Consider the following 11963-nt stretch of genomic DNA (forward strand, 5'->3'; position numbering starts at 1 on the left):
ATTACATAACAACGTATTTTCACTCGACGCAGATAACAAAAAACCCAGCACTAAGGCTGGGTTTTGGTGTTCTAGTGGTAAATGAATTAACCGATGTGCGTTGCGCCCGCCATGTACTTCTGAAGTACTGTAGGGATTGCAATGCGGCCGTCTGCTTCTTGGTTGTTTTCTAGGATAGCAACCATTGTACGACCTACAGCAAGACCAGAACCGTTAAGCGTGTGTACAAGCTCAGGTTTCTTCTCGCCTTTACGACGGAAACGCGCTTGCATACGACGAGCTTGGAAGTCCCACATGTTAGAACATGAAGAGATTTCACGGTAAGTTTCTTGAGCAGGAACCCAAACTTCTAGGTCGTAAGTCTTACGAGCGCCAAAGCCCATGTCACCTGTACATAGAACCACTTTACGGTAAGGAAGCTCAAGAAGTTGTAGAACTTTCTCAGCATGACCTGTTAGCTCTTCTAGTGCGTTCATTGAATCTTCTGGCTTAGTGATTTGTACTAGCTCAACTTTGTCGAACTGGTGCATACGGATCAGACCACGAGTATCACGACCGTAAGAACCTGCTTCTGAGCGGAAACATGGCGTGTGCGCTGTCATCTTAATTGGTAGATCCGCTTCGTCAGAAATCGTGTCACGAACTAGGTTCGTTACAGGTACTTCTGCAGTAGGGATTAGAGACAGTTTACGAGGCTCTTCGTCGTTTACTTTTTCCGCTAAAGGCTCAGTGTGGAAAAGATCTTTACCGAACTTAGGAAGCTGACCAGTACCGAATAGGCTGTCAGAGTTTACTAGGTAAGGTACGTACATTTCTGTGTAGCCGTGCTCTTCAGTGTGGAGATCTAGCATAAACTGAGCGATTGCACGGTGTAGGCGAGCGAATTGGCCTTTCATCACGATGAAACGTGCGCCAGTGATCTTAACTGCACTTGCGAAGTCTAGACCGTCGCCCATTTCGCCTAAGTCAACGTGATCTTTCAGTTCGAAGTCGTAAGACTTTGGCTCACCCCAACGAGAGATTTCAACGTTGTCGTTTTCATCTTTGCCATCTGGCACTTCATCTGCTGGGATGTTTGGTACAGAAAGCGTGAATTCGTCTAGTTGAGCCATTACTTGCTCAAGTTCAACTTTCTTCGCATCAAGATCGCTACCTAGCGTACCGATTTGTTTCTTGATCTCTTCTGCGCCTTCTTTGTCGCCAGCCGCCATTTTTTGGCCGATTTGCTTGGAGATGGAGTTACGCGTGGATTGTAAATTTTCTACTTCTACTTGAATGGACTTACGTTGTTCTTCAAGTTTACGAATAGTATCTACGTCTAGCTTAAAGCCACGACGCGCCAGTTTAGCAGCTGTTTCATCCAGCTCTGTACGAAGTAATTTAGAATCCAGCATTGTTAATCCTATGCTTTTTGTTGTGAAATCACGCGCACTTTCCAAGCGTACGCGTTAAAAAAATTTACTGAACAAATGTATCCAAAAACGCCTACTTTTCATAGCGCTTTTGTGGGCTATTTGCGTCTAAAGTAGCCAAGTAATCTAACTTTTCGCCGATTTTGGTCTCTAGACCACGATTTGTCGGCTGATAGTACCTACGATCGCCCATTTCAGGTGGCAAATATTGCTCACCTGCTGCGTAAGCACCAGGCTCATCGTGAGCATAACGATACTCAGCCCCAAAACCCATGTCTTTCATCAAACTGGTTGGCGCATTTCGAAGGTGATGCGGCACTTCATATTCAGGTAAGTTATGAGCGTCCGTTAGCGCTTGTTTCCAAGCAACGTAAACGGCATTACTCTTTGGAGCGCACGCGAGATAAACAATAGCTTGAGCAATCGCACGTTCACCTTCTGCTGGACCAACGCGTGTAAAACAGTCCCACGCGGAGAGTGCCACTTGCATGGCTCTAGGGTCCGCATTGCCGACATCTTCCGATGCTATCGCAAGTAATCGACGGGCAATATAAAGAGGATCACATCCCGCTGCAATCATACGTGCAGCCCAGTAAAGCGCCGCATCTGGGTTAGAACCACGAATGGATTTGTGGACCGCAGAGATTAAGTCATACCAGATATCACCTTTGTTATCGAAGCGAGAGACTTTCTCCCCTGCCACTTCAGCCAGCAACTTAAGCGTGATCTCTTTTTCACCTTGCGCATTGTCTTCTGCCATGTCGTAGAGCAGCTCAAGATAATTGAGAGACATGCGTGCATCACCGTTGACCAGTTCGGCTAGGCGGTCTAATACGTTATCAGCGAAGTGTGCAGGTGTATTGCCCAAGCCACGTTCTTTATCGCTGATCGCTTGATTCAGCGCCAGTGAGATTTCATCTTTATCGAGAGACGTTAGCTTGTAGACACGTGCACGTGACAGCAATGCGTTGTTTAACTCAAACGATGGGTTTTCTGTCGTCGCACCAATAAAGGTAACCGTGCCATCTTCGATATGCGGTAAAAATGCATCTTGTTGAGATTTGTTGAAGCGATGTACCTCATCCACAAATAAGATGGTGCGGCGGCCCGCCATTTTGTTCTCACGTGCTTTCTCGATTGCAGCACGAATTTCTTTCACACCAGACGTCACGGCAGACACGCGCTCTACTTCAGCATTGGCATAGTTTGCAGCCACTTCCGCTAATGTCGTTTTGCCTGTGCCTGGTGGTCCCCAAAGGATCATAGAGTGAATGTGACCCGCCTCTAGCGCACGGCGCAGTGGCTTACCAGGGCCTAAAATGTGCTGCTGTCCAATGTATTGCTCGATTGTTTCCGGTCTCATACGAGCAGCAAGGGGACGAAAATCTTCGTCCCCCGAGAAATCTAATGTGTAATTACTCACTACCAATTAATTCCTTTGGTCATCCACTTCCACACCTTTTGGAATTGTGAATGTGAATCTGTCTGCTTTTGGTTTACCCAGCTTCACGTTGTTAAAGGTGAACAAACCTTTTTGACCGTCTTGCTCAACCACGTTGAAGCCTTTCACCACACCTTTGGCATCAATATTAATCTGGAATTGACCTTGTGTGGAGTCTACTGCGGTAGGAATGAGAGTGAACTGGTCACCTTTTTGAGATATTTTGTAGTTATTCCAATCACTTGCTCGGTTACGCGTTAGCAAAACAAATGGCGTTTGCTCTGTTGCTTGCTCTTGCCAGTAGATGCTCACTTGCTCGATGAATGGGCTGTAGTACCACAATGTCTTACCGTCAGAGACCAATAGGTTCTCATCGGGGAATGTTGTACTCCAACGGAACAGGCTTGGGCGAGCAATTTCAACCGTACCTTCTCCTTCCATCACCGTTTCGCCTTCAGGGCTGATAACCTGCTGAGAGAAATCTGCACTAAAGCCATCATTCATAGAAAGGCGTTTGTTTAATTCATCTTTAGGAGATGCTGCGTGTGCAGTAGAGAAGAGGGAAAAGCTTAAAACAAGCGCGGAGAAAAGTTTCGCTGAAAATAGTTTTTTCATTCAGATACCTATTATTAGAACCACTCACCTCAGTTGGACTGAGGTGAGTAACACAAGTTCATTAATCTTTTGGTGGCGCAGGTGCCAGTACTTCACGGTTACCGTTATGACCCGGAGCACTTACGATGCCCTGCGCTTCAAGCTGCTCTACAATACGGGCGGCACGGTTGTAACCTATCTTAAATCGGCGCTGAACACCGGAAACCGAACCTCGACGTGATTGAACCACGTGCTCAACAACTTGATCGAAGAGCGGGTCTACATCTTCATCCGCTTCCATTTGCTCACCTGGCAATAGACTTTCTGGAGTTTGATCTCCACTGATGATCTCTTCAATGTAGTTCGGTTTACCACGCGCTTTCCAGTTGTTTACAACAGCATGAACATCATCATCTGATGCAAATGCACCGTGAACACGAGTTGTATGACTTGATCCCGGCGGTAGATACAACATATCACCCATACCAAGTAGTGATTCTGCGCCGCCTTGATCTAGGATTGTACGAGAGTCCGTTTTAGTCGATACCGTAAACGCAACACGAGTTGGAATGTTCGCTTTAATTAAACCGGTAATAACGTCAACCGATGGACGCTGAGTCGCAAGAATTAAGTGAATACCTGCCGCACGCGCTTTTTGCGCCAAGCGAGCAATCAGTTCTTCAACTTTCTTACCTACCACCATCATCAGGTCAGCAAATTCGTCAACAACAACGACGATGTAAGGCAGCTTTTCTAGCAATGGCGGTTCAGTATCCATGCTGTCGCCTTCCTGCCAGAACGGGTCATGGATTGGGTGGCCCGCTTCTGCTGCCATCTTCAATTTTTCGTTGAAGCCCTTCACATTACGTACACCTAATGCCGACATCAATTTGTAACGACGTTCCATCTCGCCCACACACCAACGTAGAGCATTTGATGCGTCTTTCATATCAGTCACAACTTCAGAAAGAAGATGAGGGATACCTTCATAAATAGAAAGCTCTAGCATTTTCGGGTCAATCATGATGAAGCGTACATCTTCTGGACCTGCTTTATACAGCATGCTCAAAATCATCACGTTCACACCCACCGACTTACCAGAACCTGTTGTACCTGCTACTAGCACGTGAGGCATCTTCGCAAGATCGGCCACCACAGCTTCACCCGCAATGTCTTGACCTAACACAACCGTTGTTGGTGACGTTGCTTGCTCAAACTGAGGGCTACTGATGACATCAGATAAATAGACCGTCTGACGACTCATGTTTGGCAGTTCCAAACCGATGTAAGGCTTGCCAGGGATTACTTCCACGACACGTACCGCCATCGCAGACAATGCACGCGCTAAGTCAGTTGAAAGACCAGAAATACGACTTACTTTCACCCCCGGCGCCAAATCAAGCTCAAAACGAGTGATCACTGGGCCAGGATAAATACCAACCACATCGGCTTTGATTTTGTAGTCAGCGAGTTTGCTCTCTACCAATCGAGCGACCTGCTCTAACGCATCACGGTCGATAAAGTTTTCACGTTTTTCTGGATGATAAAGCAACTCGAGCGTTGGGAGTGGCTCTTCCGGAACTGGCAAGTTTTCTTCTTTCTGTACCAAAAATGGGTTCTGTGTTGCAGCGACTTTGGCTTGCGCATTGGAAACCATATCTTGGAATGCGGTAACGTCTTGGTCGTTGTCTTGGACCTCTTCTACCTCCACTTTTTGAGGTGCAGGTTCAAATGTTGTTGAAGGTGTTGCTGCTTGCTGATGAGGCGTTGTTGGCTGTACTTGCTGCGCAGGCTGAGACTCCACTTCGTCTTCATCATCTAACACATCAAAGTCAGAGATCGTAGGCTCAATATGTTGGCTCGATTCCGTTTGCGCCGTGATGCTATCTAATACAGCAGAATCAATTGCAGGCTCTTCATGTACAGGATGCTCAATACTTGGCTGCTGTACTTGCTCTGCTTCAAATTGTTCGTACTCCGCATAATCTGGTTCAACACTGATCGGTTCTTCTGTAGCTGTATGTTGCTCGACATAGGAAGAATAAGTGTCTGCAAATGATGGGGCAGCCTGTTCTTCAGTTCCCCAGTCATCTGCTTGTTGCGCCGCTGCTTCAAGCTCTTCTATCGTAACATTCAGTTGCTTGGTGCGTTCCAAGAGCGGATCAACGTTATCAGTGTTAACCGTATGGATAGGTTGTATTTGAGGTTCAGGTTCAGAATAAACTGGCGCAGCATTAACCGTAGCCTTGCGTTGTGGTGGAGTCGGTTCTACCATCGCCTGTTCCGCAGGCTTATCAGGTTTAGCTTGCGGCATATAAATAGGATACTCATGCGCTGGCGCCGACTCTTTCGGTTCATCGACATCGTACGCCGTTAAATGAGGAAGCGGCTCATCATCAATTTCATGGTCTACATTATGTTTAGGCGTAGAGACTTTATCTTCTACAAACTCATCAAGCTGAGGTTCTAAAACTTCCTGCTCTGAACCTCTTGCCTTATTTGCAAGCGCGGCAATTAGTGCTAATGCACGATCACCAAGCCATTCCACGATGTTAAGCCATGAGATGCCAGTGAAGAGCGTAAAGCCCGCTCCCCACAAGAACAGCAGTACCAATGTGGTACCGAGTACATTTAATGTAGGTAAAGCGAGGCTAGACAACACATCCCCGACCACACCTCCGGATGAAAAATACCAAATGTCATCAAAATTAATATCGGCAAGACCGCAACTGGTCATAATAAGGACGACAAGACCGAGCAGCCTTGTACCCCATAGCATGAAATCAATGGGCTCATCTTCTCCTCGTTTACGGCAAATCACCCATGCAGCCGCCGCTAGCAAGAAAGGGATTGGGTAAGCGAGAGAGCCAAATGTGAAGAATAGAGTATCGGCTAGCCAAGCGCCGAAAAGGCCACCAGCATTATCGATATCCCCTCCCCATGCGGTTTGGGACCAAGAAGGATCGGCCGGACTGAAGGTAAATAGTGCAACCGCAAGCAATACCGAGCTAAGAACGCCAACGATAAAGCAGCACTCTTTTAAGCGTTGGAAGCCATTTAAGCGTGAAGACTGGGGCTCTTCACTGGTTTTGATAATGGTTTCGACTTTCTTTGCGTTCTCTTTGAACATAAATCAACTTGAATATGGAAATGAAATAGGAAATTGCAAAACATTCCGAGCAGCATCAAGCCGCTCGGTAAATTGATTTAACCATATCAAGGAGAAAAACCCAATTACTCTCTGGCGAAAGCGGAAGCATATACCGCTTTCTTTGCAAGAAATTAACGAGTTTTGATCACAAGCTGGTTAGATTGTTTCACTTCTTCCATAACAACGTATGTGCGAGTGTCATTTACGCCAGGTAGACGTAGTAACGTATCGCCCAATAGTCGGCGGTAAGCACCCATATCTGATACACGGGTTTTAAGAAGATAGTCAAAGTCACCTGAAACAAGATGACACTCTTGTATGTCGTCTAGCTTTTGAACAGCTGAGTTAAACTGCTCAAACACATCCGGCGCACCACGGTTTAGCGTAATCTCAACGAATACTAATAGTGATGCATCCAGGAACTGCGGATTCAATAATGCAGTATACCCTGTGATATAACCCTGACGCTCTAAGCGACGTACACGCTCCAAACATGGCGTTGGAGAAAGTCCCACACGTTTTGAAAGCTCAACGTTTGAAATACGACCGTCTTTCTGCAGCTCATTAAGAATGTTGCGGTCGATACGGTCTAGTTCCTTGGACGGCTTTTTATAGTTGTCTGCCATTTTTTATTCCACCTTATTACTTCCTTGCAAAAAAATATACTACAACTTTTTAATATTTGGTGCCAAATTTTACAAATCTATAACTATACTAGTTATTAATTCGACAATAACACCCTACTAACAGTTAATACAACCATTATAGAAAGAGGATACAGGATGATCATTGGCGTACCTAAGGAAATCAAGAATCACGAATATCGTGTTGGTATGATCCCAGCTAGCGTGAGAGAACTCATCTCACATGGTCACCAAGTTTTAGTTGAGACCAATGCAGGTGCCGGCATTGGTTTTTCAGACGATGATTACATCGCTGTCGGCGCATCCATTCTCCCTCATGCTGCTGACGTATTTGCGCAAGCAGACATGATTGTAAAAGTAAAAGAACCCCAAGCAGTAGAGAGAGCAATGCTCCGCGAAGGGCAAATTTTATTTACTTATTTACACCTAGCACCAGATTTTCCACAAACTGATGAGCTAATCAAGAGCAAAGCTGTCTGTATAGCCTATGAGACTGTAACAGATAATATGGGTCGTTTGCCACTGTTAGCACCAATGTCAGAAGTGGCAGGTCGGATGTCTATCCAAGCTGGCGCGCAAACGTTGGAAAAATCGCACGGCGGTCGTGGTCTGCTCCTAGGCGGCGTACCTGGTGTTGAACCTGCAAAAGTCGTTATCGTTGGTGGTGGCGTTGTTGGTGCAAACGCTGCTCGTATGGCGGTTGGCCTTCGCGCTGACGTCACCATTCTAGACCGTAACGTAGACACACTTCGTAAGCTTGACGAAGAATTCCAAGGTCGCGCAAAAGTGGTTTATTCTACTGAAGACGCTATCGAGAAGCATGTTCTAGAAGCGGACCTTGTTATCGGTGCCGTTCTAATTCCTGGCGCAGCAGCACCTAAACTGGTCACTAAAGAGCACATTGCTAAGATGAAGCCTGGTGCAGCAGTGGTTGACGTGGCAATTGACCAAGGCGGTTGTTTCGAAACTTCGCACGCAACAACTCACGCAGATCCAACTTACATCGTTGATGAAGTGGTTCACTACTGTGTAGCAAATATGCCTGGCGCAGTTGCTCGCACTTCAACATTTGCACTCAACAACGCTACACTTCCATACATCGTGAAGTTAGCAAATAAAGGCTACCGCGAAGCACTTCTAGAAGATAAAGGCTTCCTTGAAGGTCTAAACGTTATTCACGGAAAAGTAACGTGTAAAGAAGTAGCAGAAAGCTTTGACTTGGAATACGTTGAACCAACTCAAGCTATCGCTATGTTTAATTAATGACAAAATAAAACATAACTTGTCACGTTTTGTTTACAAAAGCCCACTCATAAGTGGGCTTTTTCATATAGAGCGCTTGGCTATAAAGAATAACTAAATCTTATATGCGCAAATTAAAATATTTCTAGGCGTGACCGATTTAGGGCAAAACTCTGACAATCTAACACGGTAACCACGTTCTTCAAGATAAAGCACTTTGTCTAATGCGAGCCAGATCTCCAACGGACGTTGAAAAACAAGTTGCACTAAGCTCATTCTCTCCATTTGCCAGAAGCGTTGTTCGCTTAACTTTTCAAAATGAGAGAAATCGATTTCTTGAGGAAGAACAATGCCTTTTTGCTCCGCTGCCCAGCGACATAAGGCTTCAAAACCATCACTTAATTGCGACTTACGGATACTCGGCACAGGCTGATACTCTGCCATTCCCAAAGCTTGTCGCGTGATCAAATCAAACCCAAGACGAAACATCATTTCCTGCTGACGATGACGACGCACGCGCTCTCCTCCCGTCACCGTTTGTTGTAATGGGATACGCAGTTCTTGCTTAGACAATGAGAGAGAAGAAGCCCTGCCCGATTCCGACATCGGCTGGTATTGTTCCGACTGAATCAAGTGGTAACAACAAGGTGATATGGTCATCGCAGCAATCCCATTTTCACTGCCGTACTGCATTAGACGAACGTGAAGGTCACCGCATGCATGCAGTGCTACTGCGTGTTGCGTTGGCTTAAACACGGCTTTCGCTTTGCTATCAAACGCGTCGCCTTGAATAAACGTCATCTTCCAATGATGTTCATTGGCTGCTTGTTGTCCCGAATCGCACAGTGCTTGTTGGTATTCAAAGCTGGTTACAGGCTGATCGGTTTGCGTTGTCAGGATTCGCCCCAAGTAACCTTTACCTGAGCACCATTCTAGCCACTCTTCGCCACAGTGTTGTTGAATTGCAGCTTCACCCATCGAGCTAATTTGCTCCAACTTACGTCCCGGAATACCATTATCTAAACCACGAGCGAGTTCCAAGCCGTTTAACGACAAAAGCTCTAAATGAGTCAGTTCTGCGAGTTGTTCAAGCTCAGGCAAAAACGGACTAAGTGCTTTTAACGCGAGTTCTGGTGCTGCTTTGTATTCTTCGATTTGAGAGGGAGTAAGAGACGCTAGCCATTGGCACAGTCGAGGATGTTGCTCCTGCCAAGGTAATGATGTGTGAATGCTGCTTTTAAAAGGCTCGAATCGCCACAAAGATTGGTTTTCGATTAAGCAGTCATTAATAAACTGAAATTGCGTTTTCATAGCTCCCCCTACAACGAGCGCATTGTAGAGGGAATCGAAACATCAATGAAGTGTTATCTCACCGGAAGCTCGATGTCTTTAAACATCTCTTCGATTTCTGCATTAGACTTCAACGAAATCGCCTGCTCAACCACTGGACGCGTTAAGTGCGGTGCAAAACGCTCCATAAAATCGAACATGTAAGAGCGTAAGAATGTACCACGGCGGAAGCCGATGCTCGTGGTGCTCGCGCCAAACAAATGGCTCGCATCTATTGCAACCAAGTCACCGTCCTGCTCTTCATCCACAGCCATGCTTGCAATCACACCCACACCAATACCCATACGAACGTAAGTTTTAATGACGTCTGCATCAGTTGCCGTGAACACCACTCGCGGGGTTAAACCTTCGCGGTTGAATGCTGTATCCAGCTCTGAACGACCAGTAAAACCGAACACGTAAGTGACTAATGGGTAAGCGGCAAGATCACTGATCGTTACTTTGTCTTTCTTCGCTAGTGGGTGGTCTTTAGGCACAACTATTGAACGATTCCAGTGATAACAAGGCAGCATGATGGCATCTTGATATAAGTGAAGCGCTTCTGTCGCAATCGCAAAATTCGCTGTGCCTTTAGCTATCGCCTCAGACATTTGTGACGGTGTACCTTGGTGCATGTGTAACGACACTTTTGGATAACGAGAAGTAAAACCTTTGATGACATCTGGCAGTGCATAACGAGCCTGCGTATGTGTCGTGGTGATATTCAGCGTCCCCATTTCTGGATGGGTGTGCTCTCCAGCCACCGCTTTGATACTTTCTACACGAGCGAGAATTTCTTGAGAGATACGTACAATTTCTTCTCCAGCTGGCGTCACTTGCGTTAAGTGCTTACCGCTACGTTCAAAAATCTGAATGCCTAACTCGTCTTCCAGCAACCGAACCTGTTTACTGATACCTGGCTGAGAGGTATATAAGCTTTCCGCCGTTGCAGATACATTCAGATTATGGTTTACAACCTCAACAATATACTTCAGCTGCTGCAGTTTCATCGTAATCCCTTACTTATTCATGAGAGAGTTTATTGGCCACTCAAGCGAGCGATATAATAATTAGTTATAACGCGTTCAAATCGAAATGAACAGCAATTTCTAACTTATACCTCAATCACATACTAATAATCTTCAAGCAAGAAACAATATGCACAAAGTTGAGCCAATAAATGACCGAAGTTCTATGATGTGACTTCTATCAGTAACTAAAACGTGGGAGAGACAAAATAATCAAACAAATAAGGTGCCGAGTAAGATAAGATTCATGTATTCTTTAACGCTAGCCGCAGAAAAGTAAAGCAGACGCAAAGATATGAATATTGGTTTAATAATCGCTTTGGTAGCCATCCTACTGGTGTTAATCCTAGGCTATAACATTATGTTGCAATATAAGGTTAAAGTTGAAACCGCAAAAAGGCAGGAATCAGCGCGATATGTAGCCTTGATAGATGGTACTGAAGAGTTGATTGGTCATGCGCACCATATCCCTTTTAGTAAAGAGCTGTTGCTGTGTCTAAACAATCGTATTCTTGACGCGCTAGAGAGCATGCATGAGCTGGACCCGAAGAACAAGCAACTTGCTCAACGTATCGAAAATATGAAGCAGCAGATTACGCAGCTAAAAGAGAATGGTCCTACTGGCGAGAGTACCACTTTCAAGATGCCGAGTAGTGATAAACAAGCTATCGTCATGCTTAAGCTGGTTAAACGACTTCGCGACACTATCCGTAACGAGCACAACAAAGGCCGATTGGATACCCAGACTTACGTCACTGAAAATGCGCGCTTGGAAACGATGCAAATTCGCATCAACATTGAAAATGTCATCAAAAGAGCAAACGACTCTATCGCTCGTGGCCAACCAGGCACCGCGCTTCAACTGCTGCGTAAAGGTATCGATGCTTTGAGCACTAAGAGCGATCCTTATTCTATTCAAGCGAAACAAAAGCTTGAAGAGATGTTAGGTGACTTAGATAAAAAGCGCCAAGATAAAAGCGATGCCGAAATGCAGCAGATTGCTGACAAAGAGCGTGACAATGACATGGAAGCTCTCTTCGGCGAGAAGAAAAAGTGGTAACATTCACTTCAGGTCAAAAAAGGCTGCAATTGCAGCCTTTTTTCTATCCGCAAGACAACGGA

General features: G+C 45.6%; 9 protein-coding genes. 2 read left to right on the plus strand and 7 right to left on the minus strand.

The features are described 5' to 3' along the window. Positions 1-86: 86 nt before the first annotated feature. The 5 genes from serS to lrp form a co-directional block, all read right to left on the minus strand. Positions 87-1394: a serine--tRNA ligase gene (serS, locus tag R7Q46_RS06120; RefSeq protein WP_005378225.1), complete on the minus strand. Its 1308-nt coding sequence runs from the start codon at positions 1392-1394 to the stop codon at positions 87-89. Positions 1395-1485: 91 nt separating this feature from the next. Continuing rightward, on the minus strand, positions 1486-2841 hold the full coding sequence (locus R7Q46_RS06125) for a replication-associated recombination protein A (protein ID WP_025766891.1): 1356 nt from the start codon (positions 2839-2841) through the stop codon (positions 1486-1488). Beyond that, on the minus strand, positions 2842-3468 hold the full coding sequence (gene lolA, locus R7Q46_RS06130) for an outer membrane lipoprotein chaperone LolA (protein ID WP_005388103.1): 627 nt from the start codon (positions 3466-3468) through the stop codon (positions 2842-2844). A 61-nt stretch (positions 3469-3529) separates the two neighbouring features. Beyond that, on the minus strand, positions 3530-6577 hold the full coding sequence (locus R7Q46_RS06135; protein ID WP_213871555.1) for a DNA translocase FtsK 4TM domain-containing protein: 3048 nt from the start codon (positions 6575-6577) through the stop codon (positions 3530-3532). 152 nt (positions 6578-6729) lie between these two features. Then, positions 6730-7224 (minus strand): leucine-responsive transcriptional regulator Lrp, encoded by a 495-nt coding sequence (gene lrp, locus R7Q46_RS06140; RefSeq protein ID WP_005378234.1) that lies wholly within the window; start codon positions 7222-7224, stop codon positions 6730-6732. Between the two features lie 156 nt (positions 7225-7380). On the opposite strand from lrp, the gene ald reads away from it, so the two are divergent. Further along, a complete protein-coding gene (gene ald, locus R7Q46_RS06145) occupies positions 7381-8505 on the plus strand; it encodes an alanine dehydrogenase (RefSeq protein WP_005378241.1) in 1125 nt (374 codons plus the stop codon). A gap of 93 nt (positions 8506-8598) precedes the next feature. On the opposite strand, the gene R7Q46_RS06150 is transcribed toward ald, so the two are convergent. Together R7Q46_RS06150 and cysB are read right to left on the minus strand one after the other, a co-directional pair. Then, entirely contained in the window at positions 8599-9795 is a 1197-nt protein-coding gene (locus R7Q46_RS06150) for a methyltransferase (RefSeq protein ID WP_158156125.1), read from the minus strand. Between the two features lie 53 nt (positions 9796-9848). Continuing rightward, complete coding sequence (gene cysB, locus R7Q46_RS06155) at positions 9849-10823, minus strand: HTH-type transcriptional regulator CysB (RefSeq protein WP_005388967.1); 975 nt, start codon at positions 10821-10823, stop codon at positions 9849-9851. 313 nt (positions 10824-11136) lie between these two features. Here cysB and R7Q46_RS06160 point away from each other — a divergent pair, with 313 nt between their 5' ends. Continuing rightward, the gene (locus R7Q46_RS06160; protein ID WP_005378247.1) at positions 11137-11901 is read left to right on the plus strand and encodes a hypothetical protein; all 765 of its coding nucleotides are present in this window, start codon (positions 11137-11139) and stop codon (positions 11899-11901) included. Positions 11902-11963 lie beyond the last annotated feature (62 nt).

The sequence above is a fragment of the Vibrio sp. 811 genome (genome assembly GCF_033339195.1).